At 70.2% G+C, this 22361-nt stretch carries 27 protein-coding genes; 18 read left to right on the top strand and 9 right to left on the bottom strand.

Going from position 1 to position 22361, the window contains the following annotated elements; translation table 11 throughout:
• Positions 1-16: 16 nt before the first annotated feature.
• Complete coding sequence (gene pip / locus B082_RS0124060) at positions 17-994, bottom strand: prolyl aminopeptidase (protein ID WP_018554356.1); 978 nt, start codon at positions 992-994, stop codon at positions 17-19.
• Positions 995-1154: 160 nt separating this feature from the next.
• Between pip and B082_RS0124055 the strand changes: the two genes are divergently transcribed.
• The 7 genes from B082_RS0124055 (at position 1155) to B082_RS0124025 (ending at position 6302) form a co-directional block, all read left to right on the top strand.
• Complete coding sequence (locus B082_RS0124055) at positions 1155-1646, top strand: hypothetical protein (protein ID WP_018554355.1); 492 nt, start codon at positions 1155-1157, stop codon at positions 1644-1646.
• Positions 1647-1841: 195 nt separating this feature from the next.
• A complete protein-coding gene (locus B082_RS40015; protein WP_018554354.1) occupies positions 1842-2708 on the top strand; it encodes a hypothetical protein in 867 nt (288 codons plus the stop codon).
• A complete protein-coding gene (locus tag B082_RS0124045) occupies positions 2705-3385 on the top strand; it encodes a DUF4166 domain-containing protein (protein WP_018554353.1) in 681 nt (226 codons plus the stop codon). Before B082_RS40015 ends, B082_RS0124045 begins: the two co-directional genes overlap by 4 nt.
• On the top strand, positions 3382-4065 hold the full coding sequence (locus tag B082_RS0124040; protein ID WP_018554352.1) for a TetR/AcrR family transcriptional regulator: 684 nt from the start codon (positions 3382-3384) through the stop codon (positions 4063-4065). Before B082_RS0124045 ends, B082_RS0124040 begins: the two co-directional genes overlap by 4 nt.
• 47 nt (positions 4066-4112) lie before the next feature.
• Entirely contained in the window at positions 4113-5114 is a 1002-nt protein-coding gene (locus tag B082_RS0124035; protein WP_051094677.1) for an endonuclease/exonuclease/phosphatase family protein, read from the top strand.
• A gap of 88 nt (positions 5115-5202) precedes the next feature.
• Complete coding sequence (locus B082_RS0124030) at positions 5203-5916, top strand: VOC family protein (RefSeq protein WP_018554350.1); 714 nt, start codon at positions 5203-5205, stop codon at positions 5914-5916.
• Positions 5913-6302, top strand: coding sequence for a VOC family protein (locus B082_RS0124025; RefSeq protein ID WP_018554349.1), 390 nt, complete (start codon positions 5913-5915; stop codon positions 6300-6302). The genes B082_RS0124030 and B082_RS0124025 overlap by 4 nt, the downstream gene beginning before the upstream one ends.
• Positions 6303-6864: 562 nt before the next feature.
• Here B082_RS0124025 and B082_RS36515 read toward each other — a convergent pair.
• Positions 6865-7497: a TetR/AcrR family transcriptional regulator gene (locus B082_RS36515; protein WP_051094676.1), complete on the bottom strand. Its 633-nt coding sequence runs from the start codon at positions 7495-7497 to the stop codon at positions 6865-6867.
• Positions 7498-7843: 346 nt separating this feature from the next.
• On the opposite strand from B082_RS36515, the gene B082_RS0124015 reads away from it, so the two are divergent.
• From B082_RS0124015 to B082_RS0124005, 3 genes are all read left to right on the top strand, one after another.
• Positions 7844-8341, top strand: coding sequence for a hypothetical protein (locus B082_RS0124015; RefSeq protein WP_158688897.1), 498 nt, complete (start codon positions 7844-7846; stop codon positions 8339-8341).
• 99 nt (positions 8342-8440) lie between these two features.
• On the top strand, positions 8441-9007 hold the full coding sequence (locus B082_RS0124010) for a tetratricopeptide repeat protein (RefSeq protein ID WP_018554346.1): 567 nt from the start codon (positions 8441-8443) through the stop codon (positions 9005-9007).
• A 130-nt stretch (positions 9008-9137) separates the two neighbouring features.
• A complete protein-coding gene (locus B082_RS0124005) occupies positions 9138-9506 on the top strand; it encodes a VOC family protein (protein WP_018554345.1) in 369 nt (122 codons plus the stop codon).
• Between the two features lie 16 nt (positions 9507-9522).
• Here the strand turns inward: B082_RS0124005 and B082_RS0124000 are convergent, their stop codons facing one another.
• On the bottom strand, positions 9523-10200 hold the full coding sequence (locus tag B082_RS0124000) for a response regulator transcription factor (protein ID WP_018554344.1): 678 nt from the start codon (positions 10198-10200) through the stop codon (positions 9523-9525).
• Positions 10201-10267: 67 nt separating this feature from the next.
• Between B082_RS0124000 and B082_RS0123995 the strand changes: the two genes are divergently transcribed.
• Positions 10268-11122 carry an oxidoreductase gene (locus tag B082_RS0123995; protein ID WP_018554343.1) on the top strand — a complete coding sequence of 285 codons (855 nt, stop codon included), beginning with the start codon at positions 10268-10270 and terminating at the stop codon, positions 11120-11122.
• Positions 11123-11270: 148 nt separating this feature from the next.
• Positions 11271-12074 (top strand): hypothetical protein, encoded by an 804-nt coding sequence (locus B082_RS0123990; protein ID WP_018554342.1) that lies wholly within the window; start codon positions 11271-11273, stop codon positions 12072-12074.
• A 78-nt stretch (positions 12075-12152) separates the two neighbouring features.
• Here the strand turns inward: B082_RS0123990 and B082_RS0123985 are convergent, their stop codons facing one another.
• Positions 12153-12932, bottom strand: a complete 780-nt coding sequence (locus tag B082_RS0123985; protein ID WP_018554341.1) for a hypothetical protein — start codon at positions 12930-12932, stop codon at positions 12153-12155.
• Between the two features lie 355 nt (positions 12933-13287).
• Here B082_RS0123985 and B082_RS0123980 point away from each other — a divergent pair, with 355 nt between their 5' ends.
• On the top strand, positions 13288-14784 hold the full coding sequence (locus tag B082_RS0123980) for an FG-GAP and VCBS repeat-containing protein (RefSeq protein WP_078622642.1): 1497 nt from the start codon (positions 13288-13290) through the stop codon (positions 14782-14784).
• A gap of 91 nt (positions 14785-14875) precedes the next feature.
• On the opposite strand, the gene B082_RS0123975 is transcribed toward B082_RS0123980, so the two are convergent.
• From B082_RS0123975 to B082_RS0123965, 3 genes are all read right to left on the bottom strand, one after another.
• Positions 14876-15562, bottom strand: a complete 687-nt coding sequence (locus tag B082_RS0123975) for a chloramphenicol acetyltransferase (RefSeq protein WP_018554339.1) — start codon at positions 15560-15562, stop codon at positions 14876-14878.
• Positions 15563-15634: 72 nt separating this feature from the next.
• Positions 15635-15814: a DUF397 domain-containing protein gene (locus B082_RS0123970; protein WP_018554338.1), complete on the bottom strand. Its 180-nt coding sequence runs from the start codon at positions 15812-15814 to the stop codon at positions 15635-15637.
• On the bottom strand, positions 15811-16623 hold the full coding sequence (locus tag B082_RS0123965; protein ID WP_420707693.1) for a helix-turn-helix domain-containing protein: 813 nt from the start codon (positions 16621-16623) through the stop codon (positions 15811-15813). The genes B082_RS0123970 and B082_RS0123965 overlap by 4 nt, the downstream gene beginning before the upstream one ends.
• 108 nt (positions 16624-16731) lie before the next feature.
• On the opposite strand from B082_RS0123965, the gene B082_RS0123960 reads away from it, so the two are divergent.
• The 5 genes from B082_RS0123960 to B082_RS0123940 all read left to right on the top strand — a co-directional run bounded on the left by B082_RS0123960 (position 16732) and on the right by B082_RS0123940 (position 20360).
• Entirely contained in the window at positions 16732-17130 is a 399-nt protein-coding gene (locus tag B082_RS0123960; RefSeq protein ID WP_018554336.1) for a hypothetical protein, read from the top strand.
• A 110-nt stretch (positions 17131-17240) separates the two neighbouring features.
• On the top strand, positions 17241-18239 hold the full coding sequence (locus tag B082_RS0123955; RefSeq protein WP_026250139.1) for a hypothetical protein: 999 nt from the start codon (positions 17241-17243) through the stop codon (positions 18237-18239).
• Between the two features lie 137 nt (positions 18240-18376).
• Positions 18377-19012 (top strand): TetR/AcrR family transcriptional regulator, encoded by a 636-nt coding sequence (locus tag B082_RS40285; protein WP_267885847.1) that lies wholly within the window; start codon positions 18377-18379, stop codon positions 19010-19012.
• A gap of 113 nt (positions 19013-19125) precedes the next feature.
• The gene (locus B082_RS0123945) at positions 19126-19728 is read left to right on the top strand and encodes a helix-turn-helix domain-containing protein (protein WP_026250138.1); all 603 of its coding nucleotides are present in this window, start codon (positions 19126-19128) and stop codon (positions 19726-19728) included.
• Positions 19725-20360, top strand: coding sequence for a hypothetical protein (locus tag B082_RS0123940; protein WP_018554332.1), 636 nt, complete (start codon positions 19725-19727; stop codon positions 20358-20360). Before B082_RS0123945 ends, B082_RS0123940 begins: the two co-directional genes overlap by 4 nt.
• Positions 20361-20948: 588 nt before the next feature.
• On the opposite strand, the gene B082_RS0123935 is transcribed toward B082_RS0123940, so the two are convergent.
• Both B082_RS0123935 and B082_RS36510 read right to left on the bottom strand, forming a co-directional pair.
• Positions 20949-21215 carry a hypothetical protein gene (locus B082_RS0123935; RefSeq protein ID WP_018554331.1) on the bottom strand — a complete coding sequence of 89 codons (267 nt, stop codon included), beginning with the start codon at positions 21213-21215 and terminating at the stop codon, positions 20949-20951.
• A 57-nt stretch (positions 21216-21272) separates the two neighbouring features.
• On the bottom strand, positions 21273-22361 hold a 1089-nt coding region (locus tag B082_RS36510), incomplete at its 5' end, for an RHS repeat-associated core domain-containing protein (protein ID WP_037710782.1).

Below are 22361 nucleotides of genomic sequence, written 5' to 3'. Positions count from 1 at the left end.
CCCCGGGGGACACGGCCTATGCCCCCGCGAACCGGTCCAGGGCCGCCAGCACGGCGCGGGTGGCGGCGGCGCCGCCGAGGTGGCCCGCGTCCCCGATCACCGTCAGTTCCGCGTCCGGCCACGCCTTCGCCAGCTCCCACGCGGTGATCAGCGGCCCGCCCATGTCCATCCGCCCGTGCACCAGCACCCCGGGAATCCCGGCCAGCCGCCCCGCGTCCCGGATCAGCTGCCCCTCCTCCAGCCAGGCGCCGTGCGAGAAGTAGTGCGAGCAGATCCGCACCAGCGCCGCCCGGTCCCGGCCGGGCCTGCCGCTGTACGGGGGCGGTCCCGTGTACGCCTCCTGCGAGAGCACCGCGTCCTCCCAGGCGCACCAGCCGGCCGTCGCCCGCGCCCGTACGGCCGGGTCGGGATCCGCGGTCCGCCGGGCGTACGCGGCGAGCACGTCCGGGGTCGCGTCGCTCGCGGCCTCCGGCACACCCGCCCGGAAGTCGTCCCACGCCTCGGGGAAGAAGCGGCCCGCGCCCCGGTACAGCCAGTCGATCTCGGAGCGCCGGGTCGTCGTGACGGCCGGGATCACGATCTCGGTGACCCGCTCCGGGTGGCGCTCGGCGTACGCGAGGATCAGCGTCGAGCCCCAGGAGCCCCCGTACAGCAGCCATCGGTCGATGCCGAGGTGGACGCGGAGGCGTTCCATGTCGGCGATCAGGTGGTCCGTGGTGTTGTGCCGCAGGTCCACGGCCGGGTCGCTCGCGTGCGGGGTGGAGCGGCCGCAGTTGCGCTGGTCGAAGAGGACGACGCGGTAGCGCTCCGGGTCGAAGTTCCGCCGGGCCCGCTCGGTGCACCCCGACCCGGGCCCGCCGTGGACGACGGCCGCCGGCTTCCCCGCCGGGTTGCCGCACACCTCCCAGTACACGAGGTTGCCGTCGCCGACGTCCAGCAGGCCCTGGTCGTACGGCTCGATCGGCGGGTACTTCTCATCGGGCAGGCGCCCCATGGCGTTGTCTCCCTTGTTCGGTCTGGTTCGGTGGCACTCGTCGGCACTCGTCGGCACTCGTCGGCACTCGTGGGTACTCGATGGCGCTCGTGGGTACTCGTCGGCAAAGGGGCACAGCCTAAGGGCAGTCCGGGGGGCCGGGCGGTCGTAGCCTGGCTGCGTGAATGCCACTCCTGAGGTTCTGGCCGTACTGGACGATCTGCTCGCCGCCGCAGCCCCCGACGATCGCGGGGCGCTGTGGCAGCTCGACCGGCAGGGGAGGGAGCTGGACGCCAATCTGGTGCGGCTGCCCCCGGGCGCGGAGGTGGGGGAGCACCAGGAGAACGTGCTCGACGTCCTTCTCGTGGTCCTCGCCGGCAGCGGACGCCTCGTCCCCGGCGACGGCGGTGCGCCCCTCACCCTCACCGCCACCACCGCCACCTGGCTGCCCCGCACCTCCCGGCGCTCCCTGAAGGCGGGCCCGGACGGCCTCGCCTATCTGACGGTGCACCGCCGCCGCCCGGGGCTGACGATCAAGTCGGCGGTGCCGGTACGGGAGGGCGGCGAGGCGCCCTGCGCGCTGGACCGGGTCTGCCCCGAGTGCGGGCGGATGTCCCAGGAGTCCGCGCCGGTGTACTGCGGCGCGTGCGGGGAACGCTTCCCGGACCGCTGAGCCTTCCCCGCCCGGGGGCACTCAAGGCCTGTCCGGCGGATCTTCGCGGGCCCGCGAGCATCCGCCGGACAGGCCCTGGCCGTATGTGCCCCCGGTGTCCGCACGCCCATCGACTTGAGCACTCGCTCAAACTCCCCTACTCTCTGCCGCACCGCGATTTGAGCGACCGCTCAAATCGCTGGAGGGGGTGCGGGAGTGGGCGGTGGTCTGTACATCGAGGCGCGGATACGGGCCGGTCTGGAGTGCGTCTGGGAACGCACCCAGGACCCGGCACAGCACCAGCGCTGGGACCTGCGCTTCACCCGCATCGCCTACCTGCCGCGCGCCGAGGGGGAGCCGCAGCGGTTCACCTACGGGGTACGGGTGCTGCCGGGGCTCCTCGTCGCCGGGACCGGAACCAGCGCCGGCGAACGCCACCGCCCCGACGGCACCCGGACGTCCGCCCTCCGCTTCGCCTGCGCGCACCCGCTGTCGTTCCTCACCGAGGGCCGGGGCTACTGGCGGTACGTGCCCATGCCCGTGCCCTGCGAGGGCGGCCCTGAGGACGAGGGCGGCCGGGCGGACGAGGGCGGCCGGGCGGGCGAGGTCAGCCGGGAAGGCGGCGGCGGCCCGGAGGACGAGGGCGGCGGCACCCGGGCGGGCGGCGGCATCCGCTTCCTCACCGGCTACGACTACGAGCCCCGCTGGGGCCGCCCCGGCCGACTCGCCGACCGTCTGCTCTTCCGCCCGCTGATGGGCTGGGCCACCGCCTGGTCGTTCGACCGGCTGCGGCTGTGGTGCGAGCGGGGGATCACGCCGGAGCGCGCGCTGCGGCGTGGACTCGCGGAGGCGGCGGTCCGGCTGGCGGCGGTGGCCCTGGCGGCGTGGTCGGCGTCCGTCGCCCCCGTGCCGTCGCAGCTCGGCGGCGTACCGGCCCTCCTGCTCGCCGTACCGGTCCTGCTCGCCGCCGTCCTCCTGCCGCCGCTGCCTGGCACCCCGTCGGCCGCTCGCTGCCTGCGCCGCCCGCCCGAGCGCGGTGCCACCGCGCCGCCCGCCCTTCTCCACCGTCTGGAGCGACCATGACCTCGATCTTCCAGCAGGCCCTGGGGGCCGACTTCGACCGCCTCCACCCGCGCGTACGGCGCCGCTTCTCCGTCGGCCTCGACAGCGGCGAATCCTGCGTCGGGCGCGGCGTGATGGACCGGGTGTGGCACGGCGGCCCGTGGGTGCGGCCGTTCCTCGCGCTGGGCGGGATACGCCACATCCTCGTCCCGCGCGCCGGCCGCGATGTCCCGTTCACCATCGAGAACGTCCCCTTCACGGACTCCTTCGGCCGCGAGACGGTCACCTTCGTGAGGACGTTCGCCTTCCCGGACGGGCCCCGGCGGTTCGACGCGACGATGGTCCACAGTCCGGAGCGCGGCTGCGTGGTGGACTACCTGGGTACGCATCAGCACCTGGCCACCGATCTGCACCTGGCGGTGGACGAGGCCGGCGCCCTGGTCATCCGCTCCGGCGAACACCGCTTCCGCGAGGGCCCGGTGGACGCCCGGGTGCCGGATCTGATCGGGGGCGACGCGGTGGTCAGGGAATCGTTCGACGAGGCGGCGGGCCGCTTCCGCATCCAGGTCTCGGTCACCAACCGCCGCTTCGGCCCGCTGTTCGGCTACGAGGGGTCGTTCACCGCGGAGTACGCGGACGTGGAGGCGCACGGCGTACGCCCGGACCTGCGCCCGGTACGCGAGGAGGCACGGGCGTGAGCGAGGCGAAGCGGACCGGCACCGGCCGGACACCCTCCGGCGAGGACACCCGGACGAAGCTGCTCGCCGGTGCCCTCGCCACGCTCACCGAGCAGGGCATCGCCAAGACCTCCGCGCGCAGCATCGCCGCCGCCGCAGGGGTCAACCAGGCGCTGGTCTTCTACCACTTCGGAACCGTCGACGAACTGCTCGCCGCGGCCTGCCGCCACGGCGCCGAGCAGCGCCTCGCGACCTACCGCGAACGCCTGGACCGGGTCCGCTCCCTGGGCGAACTCCTGGCCGTGGCCCGCGAGCTGAACGCCTCCGAACGGGCGGGCGGCCATGTCGCGGTGCTGGGGCAGCTGCTCGCCGGAGGCCAGACGCAGCCGCGCCTCGCGACCGCCACGGCCGCGTGCCTCACGCTGTGGACCGAGGAGATCGAGCGGGTCCTCGGCCGGGTCCTGGGGGGAACGCCGCTCGCCGAGTTCGTGGACGTCACCGGCCTCGCGAAGGCGGCCTCCGCGGCCTTCGTCGGCCTGGAGCTGTACGAGGGCGTCGACCCGGACGGGGCCGGTCAGGCGCTGGCCGCACTGGACCAGCTCGCCGCGCTCGCCGCCGCGCTGGAGGGCCTCGGCCCGGTCGCGCAGCGCGCCGTACGCTCCAGGCTGCGCAGGGCCGGGGGGAACCGCCCGCACCCGTAGACCCGTCCTCGGGAGCGACGACAGGGGCGGACGGGACACATGGGGACATGGTGAAGCAGGCGGTCAGTGGTGCGGCTGGGGTGGTGGGGTCCGCCTTCTCCCGGCGGGCGTGGGACCGCCCCGGCCGGTGGCGGCGGGGGCGCGTCCTGGCCGCGCTCGCCGCGCTGACGGCGCTCCTGCTCGTCGCCCACCGGGCGGTGCCCAACACCCCGGGCCACCTGGGCAGCCTCCTTGAGGCGTTCCTGCCCTGGCTGGGCCTGGCCGTCGTCCCCCTGCTCACCCTCGCCGTGCTCCGCCGGTCCCTCGTCGCGCTGTCGGCGCTGCTCCTGCCGGTGACGGCCTGGGCGTACGCGTTCGGCGGTCTCCTCCTCCCGGCGCCGGACCCGGGGGCGCGCGACCTGGTCGTGGTGCAGCACAACGTCAGCGATGTGAACGCCGACCCGGCGGGGACCGCCCGAGCGCTGGACGCCGCGGGCGCCGACCTCATCGCACTGGAGGAACTGGTGCCCGAGGCGCTGCCCCGGTACGAGAAGGCCCTCGCCGCGCACTACCCGTTCCACGAGGTCCGGGGCACGGTCGGCATCTGGTCCAGGTACCGCCTCTCCGGCACCCGGGTGGTCGACATTAAGCCCAAGGACATCACGGAGGGCTGGAGCCGGGGCCTGCGCACGCTCGCCCACACCCCGCACGGCGAGGTCGCCGCGTACGTCGCCCACCTGCCGTCCATCCGGATCGGCCCCGGAGGCCTCGCCTCCGCCCGACGCGACGAGAGCGCCCGCCTGCTGGGCAACGCCCTGGCCGCCGAGGAGACGCATGCGGTGATCGTGCTGGGCGACCTCAACGCCACGGTGGACGACCGCGGCCTGACCCCTCTGACCTCCCGGCTCAACGTCCCGGAACGCGGCTTCGCGTTCAGCTTCCCGGAGTCCTTCCCGCTGGCCAGGATCGACCAGGTGATGGCCCGCGGAGCCACGGTCGGCCGCATCCACACCCTCCCGGCCACGGGGAGCGACCACCTGCCGGTGACGGCACGGGTGGCGCTGGACTGAGGGGTGCCCGAAAACAGGATGCGTCCTCCGCACCCCGTCCCTAGGCTGCGCGGGCGCGCCCCGCCAACGATTCGGAGACGTACGGAACATGACGCCCCACCTGTCAGCGATCGGCTTCCACGCGACCGACCCGGCGGACCTGGCCCGCTTCTGGGCCGCGCTCCTGAACCGGGAGCAGGCCGAACCGGGCCCCGCAACCGATGAGTTCACGGTCCTGGCCCCCGACGCCCACGGCTTCGACCTCCGCTTCGTCGCGAACCAGGAGGCCAAGGACCTCACGAGCCGGGGCCACTTCGACCTGACGAGCGCCACACCGGAGGCCCAGCAGCGGACGGTGGCCCGCGCGCTGGAGCTGGGCGCCCGGCACATCGATGTCGGTCAGAAGCCGGAGGAGGGCCATATCGTCCTCGCCGACCCGGAGGGCAACGAGTTCTGCGTGATCGAGGCCGGCAACAAGTTCCTCGCCGACACCGGAGCCATCGGGGCGGTCGCCTGCGACGGCACCCGGGCGGTCGGCTACTTCTGGAGCGAGGCGCTGGGCTGGCCCCTGGTCTGGGACCAGGACGAGGAGACCGCGGTCCAGTCCCCGCACGGCGGCACGAAGCTCACCTGGGGCGGCCCGCCGGTCGCCCCGAAGACGGACACCAACCGCCTGTACTTCGAGCTGACACTCCCGCCGGACGCGGACGAGGCCACGGAGACCACCCGCCTGACCGGCCTGGGCGCGCGACGCGGACCGGACGGGGCTGTGATGCTCGACCCGGACGGCAACGAGTTCACGCTCCGGAAGGCGCGGCCATGACCAGCAGGTTCACTGAACTCGCCGTCGACTGCCACGACCCGGAACGCCTCGCCGCCTTCTGGTGCGAGGTCCTGGACTTCACGGTGATCGACCGCGCCGAGGGCAAGGTCGAGATCGGCTCCTGGGTGCCGACCGTGGAGGAGGTACGGGCCCGCCAGATGCCGCCCACGGTGGTCTTCCTCCAGGTGCCCGAGTCCAGGGCCGGAAAGAACCGCCTCCACCTCGACGTCAGCCCCATCGACCGCACCACCGAGGAGGAGGTCACCCGCCTCCTCACGCTCGGCGCCACCCGCACGGACGTGGGCCAGGGCCCCGACCGCAACTGGGTCGTGATGGCGGACCCGGAGGGCAACGAATTCTGCGTGCTGCGGACGCTGGCGCCGTAGGACGGATATCGGACAGTTCACGTATCGGACAGTTCACGGTCGAGGCCCGGAGGAGCCCCCTACGCCGTCAAGCCGGGGCCGAAATAGCCGGGGGTCCGGAACAGGCCCGTGAATGTTCCCGGGCCGTGCCGCTCATCCAGCCATGCTCCCAGCGCCCAGACAACGCCGCTGATGATGGCCGCGAGTAGACGCGTGTGGCACTCGCTGCCTTCTCCAGGGGCGAACTCTTCAAGGAAGTGCGTGTACGCCGGTTGACACCCCTTTCGTAGCCGCGGAGCGCCGCCGCGTAGAGCGTCTGCTCTCGGTTCTGCGGCAAGTCCACCGCGCGCCGGGTGTCCTCTTCGGTCAGCGTTCCCGTCACGTCGCGGAAGGCGAGTGCGCCGAGAACGTCCGAGGGTTCTGTCACGCCGAAGCGCTCTGCCGTCTGCCGGGTGATGGCGCGTGCCTCCCAACGCGCTCCATGTGGCCGTGACCGTTCAGCGCATCCCCGGGTGGCTGGTGGCAGCCCCCTCCGCGTGCGTAGGGAGCGCGCTCGTGGCGTGGATCGCGTCGCGGTGACAAGTCATACGGGGAGGTCCTCGCCCGTCCCGGCACCGCCGGCTCGGTCCTGGAACGTGGAGAGCAGCAAGGTCACGAGCCGCTCTGTCTGTTCGGTGATGTCGAGGCCGTCCACGGGGCCCGTCATCAGGAGGTGGTGCACCGTGCCGGCCAGGGTCATGGCCATGGTCGCTGTGTCGGCGTGCTCGGGTATGCGCCCGAGGGCGCGTTCCGCCCGGAGGTAGTCGGCGATGAGTTCCTGTGCGGTGGAGAAGCCGGGGGCTCCTGATTCCATCGCCGCGCGGACCCGGGCGAAGGCAGCGGGCCGGCCGGCCGCGAGCCCGCCGAGTAGGGGGCCCGGCGAGTGGATCAGGGCCTGGGTGGCGAACAGCAGGTTCTCGGCGACTGTGTTCTGCCCCGCTCGCTGAGCCAGCGGTTCCATCGCGCGTACGGTGCGCGCCATCCGGTCCAGGGTCAGATCGGCGATGAACTCGTCGAGGCCGGCGAAGTGGTTGTGGATCAGCCCCTTGGCGCAGCCCGCCTCGGTGGTCACGGCCCGACTCGTCAGAGCGCTCGACCCGCCTGCGGCCAGCACCCTTTCAGCAGCTGAGAACAGCCGTTCGCGAACGTCCGGGGTGACTACTCCACGTGGTGACATACGTCTTTTCCTCCGGCCGTTCGGTGTGTCCGCTCCTGAGTATTGCCTGTATGGGCGTGCGCCCATACAGTATGGGCACACGCCCATACTCGGCGACGGGGGAATCGTGATGCATCGGAAGGTCAAGGCACTCATCGCTCTCGGAGTCTTACTCCTGGGGGTCGGATGCTCGGGCGCGACCACGGATGAGGGATCTGTGGGTGACTCGACGGCGAAGGCCACCCCTCAAGTTCCTCCGGCGCTGACTTCTGCGTGGGCGCGGAGAGCCGTGCTGCAACCGGCGGACATCGGGGCGGGGTGGCGGGTCGAAAGATCCGATGAGCCCGAATTGGGTGGCATCGGGGAAATGAAGACCGGCGACGCGGGATGTGATGCGGCCTTGTTCCCGGAGTCCGGTTTTCAGTCGCATCGGGCCGCTCAGGCCGGTGCCGGGTACACCAGTAAGGACGAGAGTCGGTTCGTGTGGTCGATCGTGGAAAGTTATCGAGATGATTCCGCCCTCGACATCTTCGACAAGCTGTCCGAAGTCCCGCTCCGCTGCGACGGCGTCAAGTTCGCTCTGGGGGGCGAAAAGGGAGCGTCTGCGGACATCTCCGAACTGAGCACCAGCAGGCGTGGTGACGACATCGAGGCGTTCGAGATAGAGAGCAAATCGACTACTGAGGGATACACGAAGGGCAAGTCCCTCATCCGGTGGGATATCTACAGGATCCGAATGGGGCGAAACATCACCACGCTGATGACCATGGAAGTCCTGGACGCCTCGCTCTCCTCGCGGTTGGACAGCCTGCTGACGAGTTCGACCCTTCGCCTCGAAGCGGCCATGAATCGCCTGCGCGTCTGATCCGCCGCCCACTCGCGGGCCGAAGGCTTGTCGCGCACCAGCGGGCGCGCGCCGGGCGGCCCGCGTCGTCGCCCCAACCGGCCGAGAGGAAGGTGACCCGTGCTCGACCATCTGATCACCCAAGACGCCGACCTGCGGATGGTCCCGGTCGACCGGGGCGCCCTGATCGCACGGGTCGGCCGACTGCGGCAGGAGCTGGCGGCCTTGCCCAAGGGGGCCGGCCCCGCCCGCGTCCGGGTGCTGACCCGGTGGATCGGCGTCGGGCAGATGTGCCTGGGCCGTCACGAGGAGGCCCGTACGTATCTCCGGCGGTCGCTCGCCCTGGCCGAGGTGATCGGCGACACGCACGCGGTCGTCGCCACGGGGATCAACCTCGGTGACTCGTACCGGTACACCGGGGAGTGGCGGGCCGCGGAAGCGTTCTACCGCGGTGCCCTGGACACCGCCCGGAGCCGGCACCCGGAGCTTGTCGACTTCGCGCTCCAGCACACCGGCAAGCACCTGATGGAGCACGGGGACCTCGCGGACGCGGAGGCCCTTCTGCGGGAGGCGCTGCGGCTGCGGATCGCCAGGGGGGACGGCGAGCTGATCGCGTCCACGCAGGCCGCACTCACCCGGCTGCGTCAGCTGACCGGCCGTGCCGATGCCCCGGGCGCGCCTTCCTGAGCCAACCCGCCGCACGCCGTCCGGCAGGCCGGTCCCTCAGCGGCAAGGCGTCCGCCGAGGAGTCCCGCCGATGAGTTCAGCGTTCGCGAACGGTCCATCCAGTGACGCGATCGTTCACGACAGGAGTGCCATGTCCACCATCCAGCCCGTCATCCTGACCGCCGACCAGGACGTTCTGGTCGGCTTCTATACGGATCTGTTCGGCGCCGAGGAGATCTTCCGGGTGCCTGCGGAGGGCCCGGCCTTCTACCTCGGCCTGCGCATCGGCGACACCGACCTCGGGGTGGTCGCGAAGCCGGACCTGGAGCCCGGGGCGGCGCCGCGCATTCTGCTCAGCATCGGCGTCGATGACGTCCACGCCACGCTCAACCGGGTGGAGGCGCTGGGCGGCTCGGTCAGCGGTGGCCCCAGCGACATGCCGTGGGGACAGCGCGTCGCCCACATCCGCGACCCCGACGGCAACGCGGTGAACCTCACCCAGCCGATCCCGCAGGGATGAGGCGCCCGCGAACCGGTCAGCGCCCCACTCGCCCCGGCAGCCCCAGCTCGCCCGCCCGCAGCCCCGCCTGGAAGCGGGAGCCGGCCTCCAGGGTGACCATCAGGTCGGCCACGCGGCGCCGGTACGTGCGCAGGGAGAGGCCGAGGCGGCGGGAGGCCGACGCGTCGGTGAGGCCGGAGCCGAGGGCTTCGAGGATCACACGGGCGTCGGCGTCCAGGTGCGGGGTGTCGGTGCGCAGATAGGCGTCGTAGTCCGTCGACTGGTCCCACATCGCGGAGAACAACGAGTGGACGCCGTCGATCATGTTCTGTGACGTCGTGACGGAGTACTCGCGGCCGGTCGGCGAGTCCCGGCCGGCCAGGATCATCACGCGCCGGTCGATGATGATCGTCTCGTGCGGCAGTGCCGAGTCGGTGATCCGCACCTGAGCCCCGTTGCTCCGTACCTGCCGCAGGTGCGCGCGGGATCCCTCGTCGGTGAGCGCGACCGGGCTGAGCAGCTTGCGCGTGGTGAAGCCCGGGGAGGCCGCGGGACGCATCCGGCGCTGGATCGCGGCCCTGGCCTCCGGCTGCGCCCAGGTGCTCAGGTCCCGGGCGGCGCACAGGAAGTCGGTGCGGGCGGACTCGAAGAAGTGACCGGCGCGCGCGAGGAGTTCCGCGTCCCCGCGGACGGAGAAGATCTGTTCGTTCCGCATACCGTGAGTCTGGCAGCAAACTGCCACGGATTGGGACGCGCCGGGACCCCCGCGACACCATGAGGCCATGACGATCTCCACGCACCCCAGCACCTTCGACCTCGGCGGCGACCTCCCCGTCAACCGCCTGGGCTTCGGCGCCATGCGCCTGCCGATGAGCACGTTCGACGGCCCCACCCGCACCCCGGAGAACGGCATCGCGGTGCTCCGCCGAGCGGTGGAGCTGGGCGTGAACCACATCGACACGGCCGCCTTCTACGCCCGGGGCGACGTACGGGCCAACACGCTGATCCGCGAGGCCCTGGCCCCCTACCGCGACGGCCTGGTCATCGCGACGAAGGTCGGCCCGCTCCCCGGACCGGACGGCATGCCGAGCGGGCAGGCCACCCCCGACCAGCTGCGCGGCCTGGTCGAGGCCGACCTGCGCGCCCTGGGCGTCGACCGCCTCGATCTCGTCAACCTCCGGGTCGGCGGCCTGAGCGCACCGGGCGGCGAGTCCGTGGCCGAGCGGTTCGCCGTGCTGGCCGAACTCCGCGAGGAGGGCCTGATCCGGCACCTCGGCGTCAGCAACGTCGACGCCGCCCAGCTCGCCGAGGCGCGGGCCGTGGGGCCCGTGGCGTGCGTACAGAACCCGTACGCCGACGACCTGGCGCTGCTCGCGGAGTGCGAGGCCGCCGGGATCGCGTACGTGCCGTTCTTCCCGCTCGGCGGTGGCCGTGAACCCCTCGACACGCGGCGGCTGGAGAAGGTCGCGGCCCGGCTCGGCGCGACGGTCGCGCAGGTGCAGCTCGCCCTGCTGCTCGCCTCGTCCCCGGTGATGCTCGCCATCCCCGGCACGGGCGACCTCGCCCACCTGGAGGAGAACATGGCGGCCGGCGACCTGGTCCTCGGCGAGGCGGACGTGGCCGAGCTGCGGGGCTGACCGCCCGGCCGGGCGTGCCCTTGCTCCTGGCGTGATCCTGCCCGCGGCCTCGACGCGCGCGGCGCGCTCGGGGAACAGTGGGAGGGGGATGTCCGGCGGGGGAGGGCGGTTGGCGGTGCGGAGGGCGTGGAGGGCCGGGGCCCGGTGGGTGGCGCCCGCCGTTGTCGTCGCCGAGGTCTGCCTCGTGTGGGGCGGGGTCTTCGGCCCGGGTGAGGCCGTGGCCGTGGGGCTGCTGGTCGAGCTGTTGCTGGCCGGGATCGTCCTCACCGAGTTCGCCCTGGCCGGGCGGGCCTACAAGGCGTCCAGGGCCCGGGGCGCCGACGGGCAGGAAGCCCTCGACAGGGCGTTGGCCGCTGTGCTGCCGTCCCCCGTCGCCAGGGCGGTGGGCCTGGAGTTCGGCCTGTTCCGCGCCCTCTGGCTGTGGATACGTCGTAAGCCGGACACACCGGCGGGGTATGCCGTTCTGACCTATGGCTCGGAGATCAAGCCGGTCATGTGGGCGATGGTCTTCCTCGTACCGTTGGAGATCGGCGCCGTCGAGTTCCTGGTGCCCTGGTCCGGCGTGCGTGTCGTGCTGCTCGTGATCTCCGTCTACGGGACCCTCTGGGTCCTCGGCTTCGTCGCGGCGCTGTCCGTCCGCCCGCATGTCGTCGGTGGCGGCAGGATGGTGCTCCGCTTCGCCCACTTCGTGCGGATCGAGATCCCTCTCGCCCACGTCGAGTCCGTCCGCATGAGCCGCCACAGTGGTTACCGAAGGGCCGTGCAGATCCACGACGGTGTCCTCGCGATGCCCATCAGCGACTCCACCACCCTGAGCGTCACCTTGCGCGAGCCCTGCCCCGTCGCGCCCAAGCCCGGAAAGCCGCCACAGGACGTACGGGAAGTCCGGTTCGCCGTGGACAGTCCCCGGGAGGCGGTGCGCATACTCTCCGCCCACCAGGCCGCCGAATGACCTCCGCCGCCTGCCCGGGAAGGGCAGGCGGCGGCAGTCACTCGGCGGCTCGGGCTCCGGACCCGCGCTCGCGGGGACTCAGTTGTGGTTCTCGTCAATCGCGACGGCGACACCGTCCTTCACATCGACGACGACGATGATGCCGCCCTTCTTGGCCGCCGCTTCGAGTTCGTCCTCGGTGCACTGCTTGGTGGACTGGCCGTCCGGGTCCCCGCAGATCCACCCGGCGCCGTTGATCTTGGTGGTGGTGGCGGTGAAGAACATGCGGTCCGGGCCCTCGAACGTCTTCGTCAGGGTGTACTTGCCCGGAGCCATGTATCCGAGCGTCCCGGTGAAGAGACCGGACGCCTCGCCCTTGCCCGAGTCGTCGTCGGTCCCGCCGCCGCTGTCGGCGTGGTCCTCGATGATGCTGACCGCGACACCGTTTTCGAGCTTGACCGTCGCGCCGAAGCCCTTCTTGGCCGCCGCTTCGAGCTGGTCCTCGCTGCAAGGGGTCGCCGCCTGGCCGTCCGCGTCGCCGCAGATCTTGCCCGCGCCCTCGATGTCGGTGTCCTCCGAGGTGAAGAACGCCTGCCCCGCCTCCCCCTTGCGGGTCACCAAGTACTTGCCCGGCGCCACGTAGGAGACGGCGCCGGCCCAAGTGCCGTTCACCTTGTCGCCCGAGCCCTTGCCCGACTGCGCGCCGTCGCCGCCGTCCTTGCCGCCGGCCCCGCCCGTGGCTGCCGACTCGGACGCCGAGGGCGCGTCCGACGCGCCGACGCCTTCCGCGTCCCCGTCCTGGCAGGACGTGAGCAGCAGCGTCGTGGCCAGCAGGGCGGAGGCGGTGAGGACGGTCTTGCGAAGGTGGCTGCGAAGCATGGCGGGTTCCCCCAACGGGTCGTGAACGGTCGTGGTGATGCGGCCGAAGCTTGGTCATGGCTGGCTCGCATCCGTACTTGATCATGACTCTGCCCGATGCGGCGACCAACGGGAGCCGCGGTTACGAAGCCATGACGCGATCGGGATGACCGCAGTACCGACGTTTCCGGCCCTCCCAACAGCGGCGCGGGGGGCGAGGACAGCCCCCCGACCGCCCCGACTGCCTTGCCCGGCAACCGAGTTCACCGTCCGTTCGCCGTGCAACCTTCTCCCCGTCGTACGTGTCTCCCATGCGAGCCCTCATACCTCGTACGCCATTGGCTCCGCGTACGCGACCAAGGAGGATTTTGTGGGCATGCGCACCACGCTGGCCATAGCCGTCTGCGCAGCCGCGGCACTGTCGGCCGGTACGGCCGGTACGGCCGTCGCGGCTCCCGGCGGTACGTCCGCGGGTACGGCCGCGCCCGGGAGCACAGCCACCACCACCGTGCGCGAGGACTTCAACGGGGACGGCTATCAGGACCTCGCCGTCGCCGCCCCCGCCGCCACGGTCGACGGCCATGCCCGAGCCGGTTACATCGCCGTCAGCTACGGCTCGGCCAACGGTCTGACGGCAGCGAACACCACGGTCATCGATCAGAACACCCCGGGCGTGCCGGGGGCGCCCGGTGACGATCACGGCTTCGGCTACCGACTGCTCGCCGCAGACCTCGACCACGACGGGCTGACCGACCTCGCACTGGTCACCCACGAAAGGTTCATGCTCCCGGGTGCCGCCGTCAACGGCTCCGTCATCATCCTGTGGGGCGACACCGGCGGCATCACCGGGCAGGGCGCGGTCCGTATCCCGGATGCCCCCGACACCCAGCTGGGAGACAACCTCACCGCCGGTGACTTCGACGGTGACGGGACGACGGACCTGATGATGCTGCGCGGGGACGACGGGGACCAGCGCAGCGTGCTCTACGGGCCGTTCACCCGGGACGGGGAACCCACCCGCGAGCAGCGGATCTTCATGTCCGACACGGGCAGCCGCATGTCGGACACCGCGGCCGGCGACTTCAACGGCGACGGCATCGACGACCTGTGCACGTTCTTCGTGAGCGACAACCACGCCGACGGCGGCAAGCTGTGGCTGGGCACCCCGAACGGCCTGTCGAAGTCACCGACCGCGCTCCCGAGCGCCGGGGCCACCGCCGTCGGTGACTTCGACAACGACGGCAAGGCCGACCTCGCCACCCGGGTGATCCCCAACGGCAACGTGGCGGACCTGGCCACGGACCCCGGAACCATCAAGATCCACTACGGTTCCGCGTCCGGTCCCAGCACCACCCGGACCACGACGATCACCCAGGACACCGCGGGCGTGCCCGGGGTCAGCGAGAAGGGCGACCAGTTCGGCGCCCGGCTCAGCGCGGGTGACGTCAACGGCGACGGTTACGCCGACCTGGCCGCAGGCGTGCCGTTCGAGGCCATCGGGGAAGTCCAGGGAGCCGGCGCGGTGGTGCTGCTGAAGGGCGGCCCCGGCGGTCTGAGCGGCACCGGCTCGCAGGCCTTCCACCAGGAGACCGCCGGCGTGCCGGGCGTGGCGGAGACCGGTGACCACTTCGGCGCATCGGTCCGGCTGCTCGACATCGACAACGACGGCAAGGCGGACCTGGCGGCCGGTGCTCCCGACGAGGACCTCGACGCGGTCGCGGACGGCGGCGCGGTGTGGTCCCTGCGCGGCACCGCGACGGGCCTGACCGCGACGGGCGCGTCCGCCTTCAACCCGGTCGACCTGGGCGCCCCGGTGCTCAACTCCCGCTTCGGTCTGAACCTGGCCAACGACAACGGCCCGGACATCGGCTGACGTACCCGAAGGAAGCGGGGTGGTGCTGTTTCGCGGCTGCGCGAGACGGCACCACCCCGCGTCGCGTCTCGCTCAGCCGCGTCAGGCCCTCTTACGCGCCCTCGTCCTCGCGCCGTGCGGTCAGCCACCCCGAAGGCTCCGCCATCAGTTCCTCCAGCTCGTTGACCAGGCGCGCCGTGTGGAACCCGTCAGCGGCGGCGTGGTGGATCTGTACGGAGAGGGGGAGCACGGTGCGGCCCTCGCGTTCGGTGTACCGGCCGAGGGTGAAGATCGGCGCCAAGTGGTCCCAGCCGCCACCGATGTTGAGGTTGAACCCGGTGAAGGACGCCCACGGCAGACTCGACACGTCGAACGCGTTCGGCGGCGGCGCCCCCTGCGGGAAGAAGTCCGTGGCCCGTCCGTGCTCCGCGAGCAGCGGGGCCGCGAGGTCGTGGAACGCCCCGAAGTCGGGGTCGTACGGCGCCCATACGCACGCGAACGTCTCCCGCTCCGCGTTGAACACCGTGAACGCCGGGTGCACGACCGGCCAGACCGCCGGGGCGCCCGACCCCGTAAGGCACATCCTGAACTCTTCGTGCCGGTTGACCACCGTGGCCAGCGCCCACACCTGCGCGATGTACGACTTGCGCGGCGACCGGCGCAGCGCCGCCGTGAACCCGGTGACGTCGACCTCCACCGTCATCGAGTACGTGCACGGCACGCGGTCCCGGTAGTGCGCGAAGTGCTGCGCGCGCGGCCAGGTGCGCAGGTCGATGGGGGCGGGAGCGGGGGCGTCCATCGGCTCATGATGGCAGCGCCGGGGCGCGGACCGTAACGAATTTCCGGCCGCGCCGACTGCGGGAAGCGCGCCTCAGGCGGCGGTGTGCTGCACGAACGCGGACCAGGCGCCGGGGGAGAGCGTGAGGGCGGGGACGGTGACGTCCTTGGAGTCACGCACGTGGACGGTGTGGGGGCAGGCGGCGACCTCTACGCAGTTTCCGCTGTCAGGGCCGCTGTAGCTGCTCTTGAACCACGTCAGGTCAGTGCTCATAGTCCTTCTACCATCTGCTTGATCAGCCCGCGTGACTCTTCAGGGTCAAGAGCCTGGGTTCGCAGCATGCCATACGTGGCGAACAAGTCTCCCAGGTGCGGCTGTTCGCCTACAAGGAAGTTCCGGCTCTGGACCTCCAGGTACGCCAGGCGCCGCCGGTCGTCGGTCTCCAGGAGGACGAATGGACCACTCAGGCCGACGTGTGTCTCGCGACGCGGCGACATCACTTGGATGTGCACATGCCGCAGCTGACTGACATCGAGAATGTGTTGGAGCTGTGCGCGGTGCACCTCTCGCCCGCCGATGGGGCGAGTAAGTGCGCTGACTTCCAGCACAAAGCTGATGTCCGGCAGCGGCGTGCGGGTCAACAGAGCCTGCCTCGCCAGGCGGGCTTCGACACGGCCTTCGATCACATCATCCTCGATGGGCGGGCAGGCTCCGTGGAACATGGCCCGCGCGTGAGCCTCAGTCTGGAGCAGACCGGGCATGACGTGGCACTCGTACTCGTACCTCATCGTTGCCTTGGCCTCTTCTTCGGCGAACGGCTCGAACCAAGTGGCCAGGTGACTGAACTGTAACTGGGTTGCCGTCTTGATCAGCGCACCGCGCGCGTCCAACACCGCGTCCGCCTTCGAGACGAAGTCCCCCTTCGGCGGGCGTTGCCCCCTTTCCACCATCGCCACCTGCGACTTGGAAAAGCCGATCCTGAGCCCCAATGCCTCCTGCGACAGCCCGGCCAGTTCGCGGTAGTGCCGCAACAACGCCCCGAACATCTCGGCTGTCCCGCCACCGGTACTACTGGAGTGCACAGCCCCACCTCCAAGTGCACAACAGTGCACAGACGCCTTGTGTCCCTGGTCACGGTACGTGCGGGCGTCGACGCTTTCCGTATGGAACCGAAAAATTCACCGGACCTGATGCCCTCGTGGATTCCTGCGAGCGGGCACGCCCTGCGGCACGCGGGGATTCACTTCGACGCCATCCGGGTCTCCGGGCTGCTGGGCGAGCAAGTGGCGTACGAGATCATGCAGTTCACGGACTTCCAGGCGGGCCCGATCATCCGGTCTCGGATCGGGGAGCGGAGCATGTACTTCCTCGTCCCGCCCGGCACGGCGAGTGCCCATCTGTGGCCGGCGGGGGTCGACGCGCTCGTACGGAAGGGGTCGGACTTCGTCGGAGTGCCCGCGCTGGACGGGCTGACGTACCCGCTGGACTGGCGTTCGCGGCCGACGGCGCAGGATCCGTTCGTGGAAACGGCACTGCTGTTCGAGCTGCTGATGAAGGTGGTTGAGGACGAGATTCCTGCTGTACGGTGACGGAGTCATTACGCTCCGTGCGCTTCAGCGCATGGGGCGGCCCCCGGGGGTGCTACCAACACCGGTCCGAGGGCCTTCACCCAACGATGGATGCAAGAGGTCCACCGAGAATGCTTTGGCATGCTATCTCGCCTTCCTACGGCTATGTGAAGGCGGCGCACGACATCGTGCGCAATCCGAAGCTCAGCAGTGACGCGAAGATCTTGATCACGTACGTGCAGGGACTGCCCGAGAGGTGTGCGGGCCTGGCGTTGAGTGACCATGCCAAGAGGCTGGGGATCAAGGGGCGGGCGTACCAGAAGGCCAAGGAGCAGTTGAAGAAATGCGGGTTCGTCCACGAGTGGCGCCGCCAGGGTGAGGGCGGGCTGTGGGTGACGGACCAGCTGTTCTCGAACGTACCGCTCACCGACCACGAGGCGCGGCGGCTGAGAGACGCAAACGCCCAGGTGGCACCGGGTGATCAGTATCCGACGGTCGGTGAACCGGGGACTCGGTCGGTCGGTGGTTACCAACCGGAGGTTGAAGAACGTGAGGAGAACTTCTCCCACCCACCCTCCGAAGCGCATGCGGCCGAACCAGCCGAACCGGACGAACCAGCCGGACCGGCCGACCCGGCGGAGCCCGTGGTGCGGGCCCCCGAAGTCGCGGAGGCGGAGCGCGTGTTGCTGTCGCTGCGGCACGCCAGCCCGCAACTGCACCTGGGCGTACGGGAGGCGCGGACCCTGTCCGGGGCGGCGGCCGACTGGTTGCGGCGCGGCGTGAAGGCGGCGGAGCTGCGGCTCGCGCTGGTGAGCGAACTGCCCGCGGACGGGGTGCGGTCGGCGTTCGGGTTCGTACGGCACCGGCTCGTACAGAAGCTGCCGGAGGAACCGGCGTACGCGCCTGCGGTACGGCCGCACGTGCCGTGCGCGGGGGGAGGGCCGGAGCATGTGTTCCGGCCCCGGGCGGACGAGACGGTGTGCCCGACGTGCGCACGGGCGGAGGCTTGGGAGGCGCACGAGGCGAGGTGGCCGCGGTCGCGGCCGGGAGAGGACTTCGAGGAGCCGGACCGGCTGCCCTGGCGGGAGCGGGTCGCGGCGGTCCTTGAGAAGGATGCCGGGGAACGGTGAGGCGTAAGGCTGTTCGCCGGTGTGGCGGTTCCGCCGTAGACGCGGTGGAACGAGCAGAGTGGGCGGCGGGGGCCTGGACGGACTGAGGAGGACCCGTGGTGGATGCCGTGGTGGAACTTTGGGACGGAGTAAGGGCGGTGCGTGACCCCGCGTGGTGCCGGGCGCAACTGATGGCGGCCGGGCGGACGTTGTTCGCGGTGTACGGCTACGCCCATACGTCGGTCGAGCATCTGTGCGCCGAGGCGCAGGTGGAAGTCAGGGAATTCCGCCGTGAGTTCGAGTCGCGCGAGGCGCTGCTCACCGACCTGTACGACCAGGTCGCGATGGCCGGTATGCAGGCGTCGCAGGCCGAGCTGGCGGCCGAGGGCATGGAGACCTGTCCGACGGAGGAGCGGGTCCACAGGCTGTTCGCCGCCTACGTCCGGGCCGTCACGCCCGACCCGCACGCGGCCAGGGTGGCGTTCGTGGAGGTGCTGGGCGTGAGTCCGGCGATGGACGAGCACCTCACGATGTGGCGCCAGGTGTGGACGGACTTCCTGGGCCACGAGGCGGAGCGCGCCCGAGGGCGTGGGCACGCGGTGGACGGGGACCTGGAGGTGGTCGTGAAGGTCCTGACCAGGTCCGTGGACGAGCTGCTCGCCCACCACGGCCGCCACCCGCGCCAGATGCCGCCGGACCTGCTGACCAGCGAGCTGACCAGGCTCTCGATGGCGATGATCGGCCCGGCGGACGGGTCGGTGGGCGCCACCGGGGCGGCCTCCGGGGCTTCCTGACGGGCCTCCGGGGTCTCCTCCGGTGTCCCTTCCGGTTGACAAGGCCGCTTGCCGGGTCGGCAAATGGAAGCATGGCAGAGAAGGAACGGAACGACGGCGGCAGCGACGGGCCCATGAAGGACGACGAACTGACGTCCGTCCTGACGGGCGTCGGCCCGCGCCTGCGGGCGCTGCGCACCGAGCGCGGGACGACGCTGACGCAGCTGAGCGAGACGACGGGGATCTCGCTCAGCACGCTCTCCCGCCTGGAGTCCGGGGGCCGCAAACCGACCCTCGAACTACTGCTCCCGCTCGCCAAGGCGTACGGGGTCCAGCTGGACGAACTGGTCGGCGCCCCGGACACGGGTGACCCCCGGGTCACCTTTCGGCCCTTCAAGCGCCACGGCATGACCTTCGTCCCGCTCACCCGCCACCTCAGCGGCGTGAACGCGTACAAGCAGGTCATGCCGGGCGCGACGGCCCCTCCGGGCCCGGTCGAACAACGGGTGCACGAGGGCTACGAGTGGCTGTACGTGCTCTCCGGCCGGCTCCGCCTGGTCCTGGGCGACCACGACCTGATCCTCACGGCGGGGGAGGCGGCCGAGTTCGACACCCACACCCCGCACTGGTGGGGCGCGGCGGGCCCGGACCCGGTGGAGTTCCTGAGCCTGTTCGGACCGCAGGGGGAACGCATGCACGTACGAGCGAAACCGAAACGAGGTACGGGGGGAACATGAGCGGCAACGAGGGTTCGACGGCCTGGTTCGAGGGGTTGCCGGAAGTCATCACACGGGCCGACTTCGGGTCCCTGGTGGGGCGTCCCCCACGCGGCGCCGAGCGGATGGCGGCACGGGGCCTCCTCGCCGCCCCCGCCTACCGCAACCGCGGCAAGCTGGTGTGGCACGAGGCGCCCGCCCTGGCCTGGTTCCGCTCCCTCCAGGAGCACGCGGTGATCGTGCCCGCGAACGCCCGGACCACGGCGGACCTGAAGGAGCACGGGGCGTACGTGTGCCAACTGGGCAGCGGCGCGCATGTGGGGCTCGCGCGCCCCAAGATGCTGGTCATGTACCAGCGGGGCGGCGCGGGCCTGGTCTTCGGGGTCGACGCGGTCGAGACGGTGAACCAGCAGATCGACGGAACCCGCCCCGCGAGCGCCCGCACCCGCGCCATCGTGCGCGACGGTGAACGGCAGGACACCTTCGGGACACGCTGGACGATCTTCCACATCCGCGAGGCCGGCACGATTGCCAACATCACGCCGAGCATCAAACAGGGCCGCTACCTCCGCCTGGACGACGTCCTGGACGCCCTGACGACGGGCCAACTGACGGTGCCTACGCAGGACGAGGCGTTCCCCAGCCGAATGTGAGGGGGCGCGGGGACGCGCCGGGGCGTGGAGCGGACGGGCGCCTCAAAAGGGCCCGTCATCCCTTGCCTTGCCTTGCCTGCGTAGCGTCGTTGAAGGGATCGCCCCAAGAGGGCCGCCGATCAGAGCGAAGCCATTGGCGAAGGCGGGCGGCAGAGCGACGGATCAAGGCAAGGACACGGAATTTCGGTCAGTCAGCCCAAGGTGCAGACCTGCCGGTGACGCCATCCCCCATCATCACCGTCGGCCCATCACTTGATGTCCTCTGCGGCGAGGGCGGTGGGAACGCCGTGGGCCCGCGCTGCGGTGTCCGTAGCACATTTCTCGCCTGCCGCAGCCTATCCCTGTTCTCGGGATCTGCCGATCGCACTCCCGAAACCTATCCCGAAAGTCACAGGAACAACAATATTGAAGGGGTTCGGCAGTGGGTTGGACGCGATGAAAACGCCGATGGTTACCATTCCTCCAATGGCCATTTTCCATCGATACCGGAGTGGAGCTCTAGCTCCCATTTGCATCCTTCCTCATTTGGTTCAACGTGCGTTCCAGTCGCCAAAGCGAGGATCGTATGCGTACAGAATTCCCCATTGGCTAGAACCCAAAGAATAGGATTTTGATGTTCTTTACAGCGAATACCGCTCCCATTATCACAGCGAATGCGGCAGGAAGCCTCAGGATGATGTCATTGTGATGGAAGGCCGAGAACACCTTATCCCCCAAGAAATCGGCGACCACCTCGGCGCAGCCTCGAACGTTAAGCGCCAGGAGGAATCCAATAATGGCGACAACTACCCCCCCGATGAGTTCTCCATAGTTCACAGAATGTGAGGTTCTAGCCGCAAGGATAATTTCGTACATTTTTACCTCCGCAGGCGCGCGGGCCAGTAGCCCGCGCGCCTCAAGTGATCGCCGAAGTTACCAGGTGAACAGGGGTATTATGCCATTGGCGTATGAGCTTTGTACGCCAAGTTCGACCCCGAGTCCGACTCCTACGGACAAGGAGGTGGCCGTGACGGGCTCTCCGCGACTGTTTGATACTACATTAACAGAATTCCCTGACCGATTTATGGCGTATTCATGACTGCCGGAGACTTCCACCCCTAGTCCAATGGATGCGTTAGCTCCGGTACTGTCTCCTCGCAGCTGATCGAAATCGTCAGCGTTGCTGCCATACATCTCGTACTGCACGCCAGTCCCGAATGACATGAACTCCGCGCCGTAGTTGCCAGACAGTCCATAGTCGGTCTTTCCGTCGGGGCGCTTAGTAGTGACCAGACAGCCTTGAAGAGTCCCCCCGACTACGAATCCCGCCGAAAGGCTAATGCAACGCCCCGCAGAATCTCCCGCAGAATAGCTGTTCCACAACTTTTTCAAGTTCCCGACGGTCATCGCCGAGAGCGTCTCCTTGACGCCCATCTCGCGTCGCTCCTGGGCCACCTTTTCCTCGCGTGCGATGCGATCTTTTTCCGCCTGCTTCTTGGCGGCAGCAGCTTCCGCAGCATTGTAGTGATACACCTTGTAGGTGCTGGGATTCGCCCGGTATGCCTGGTAGCGGGGGTCGAACCAGGACTTGGGGGTGAAGTGCCAGACCCACTTGCCGCTCTTGTAGGTGTAGCCGGAGTTGCCGCCTCGGTCCTCGGACCAGCGGTCGTCGTTGTAGCTTGCGCCGCCGGCGGGGCCGTCGGGGCGGAGGCCGTCGGGGTCGGATTTGGTGAGGGGGTTGTTGTGGGCGTAGCTGTAGGCGTTCATTTGGGCGGGGTCATTGATGTCGATGACGGGGTCGACGCTGAGGAAGCGGCCGAGGGTGGGGTCGTATTCGCGGGCGCCGAGGTGGGTCAGGCCGGTTGGGTCGTTGGTTCCGCCGACGAAGCCGCGGTTGCCGAATGCTGTTGACTGTTCGGACCTGAGCTGACCGAAGGGGAGTTGCTTTCTTCGGGTGATAGCGAGGGTTCCGGCGGCGATGGCAGTCATCGCGGTGCCCTGGTGGTCGCTGATCAGGTAGGA

The organism is Streptomyces sp. ATexAB-D23, assembly GCF_000373645.1.
In the GTDB taxonomy this organism is placed as follows: domain Bacteria; phylum Actinomycetota; class Actinomycetes; order Streptomycetales; family Streptomycetaceae; genus Streptomyces; species Streptomyces castrisilvae.
Note: the sequence above shows the minus strand (reverse complement) of the source record. Positions and strands in the feature narration are given on the sequence as shown.

Bases quoted from the DNA above. Each gene is read 5' to 3' on its own strand.
- pip (WP_018554356.1), bottom strand. From the start codon at position 994: ATGGGGCGCCTGCCCGATGAGAAGTACCCGCCGATCGAGCCGTACGAC.
- B082_RS0124045 (WP_018554353.1), top strand. From the start codon at position 2,705: ATGACCTCGATCTTCCAGCAGGCCCTGGGGGCCGACTTCGACCGCCTC.
- B082_RS0124035 (WP_051094677.1), top strand. From the start codon at position 4,113: ATGGTGAAGCAGGCGGTCAGTGGTGCGGCTGGGGTGGTGGGGTCCGCC.
- B082_RS0124030 (WP_018554350.1), top strand. From the start codon at position 5,203: ATGACGCCCCACCTGTCAGCGATCGGCTTCCACGCGACCGACCCGGCG.
- B082_RS0124025 (WP_018554349.1), top strand. From the start codon at position 5,913: ATGACCAGCAGGTTCACTGAACTCGCCGTCGACTGCCACGACCCGGAA.
- B082_RS36515 (WP_051094676.1), bottom strand. From the start codon at position 7,497: ATGTCACCACGTGGAGTAGTCACCCCGGACGTTCGCGAACGGCTGTTC.
- B082_RS0124015 (WP_158688897.1), top strand. From the start codon at position 7,844: ATGAAGACCGGCGACGCGGGATGTGATGCGGCCTTGTTCCCGGAGTCC.
- B082_RS0124005 (WP_018554345.1), top strand. From the start codon at position 9,138: ATGTCCACCATCCAGCCCGTCATCCTGACCGCCGACCAGGACGTTCTG.
- B082_RS0124000 (WP_018554344.1), bottom strand. From the start codon at position 10,200: ATGCGGAACGAACAGATCTTCTCCGTCCGCGGGGACGCGGAACTCCTC.
- B082_RS0123995 (WP_018554343.1), top strand. From the start codon at position 10,268: ATGACGATCTCCACGCACCCCAGCACCTTCGACCTCGGCGGCGACCTC.
- B082_RS0123985 (WP_018554341.1), bottom strand. From the start codon at position 12,932: ATGCTTCGCAGCCACCTTCGCAAGACCGTCCTCACCGCCTCCGCCCTG.
- B082_RS0123980 (WP_078622642.1), top strand. From the start codon at position 13,288: ATGCGCACCACGCTGGCCATAGCCGTCTGCGCAGCCGCGGCACTGTCG.
- B082_RS0123975 (WP_018554339.1), bottom strand. From the start codon at position 15,562: ATGGACGCCCCCGCTCCCGCCCCCATCGACCTGCGCACCTGGCCGCGC.
- B082_RS0123970 (WP_018554338.1), bottom strand. From the start codon at position 15,814: ATGAGCACTGACCTGACGTGGTTCAAGAGCAGCTACAGCGGCCCTGAC.
- B082_RS0123960 (WP_018554336.1), top strand. From the start codon at position 16,732: ATGCCCTCGTGGATTCCTGCGAGCGGGCACGCCCTGCGGCACGCGGGG.
- B082_RS0123955 (WP_026250139.1), top strand. From the start codon at position 17,241: ATGCTTTGGCATGCTATCTCGCCTTCCTACGGCTATGTGAAGGCGGCG.
- B082_RS0123945 (WP_026250138.1), top strand. From the start codon at position 19,126: ATGAAGGACGACGAACTGACGTCCGTCCTGACGGGCGTCGGCCCGCGC.
- B082_RS0123940 (WP_018554332.1), top strand. From the start codon at position 19,725: ATGAGCGGCAACGAGGGTTCGACGGCCTGGTTCGAGGGGTTGCCGGAA.
- B082_RS0123935 (WP_018554331.1), bottom strand. From the start codon at position 21,215: ATGTACGAAATTATCCTTGCGGCTAGAACCTCACATTCTGTGAACTAT.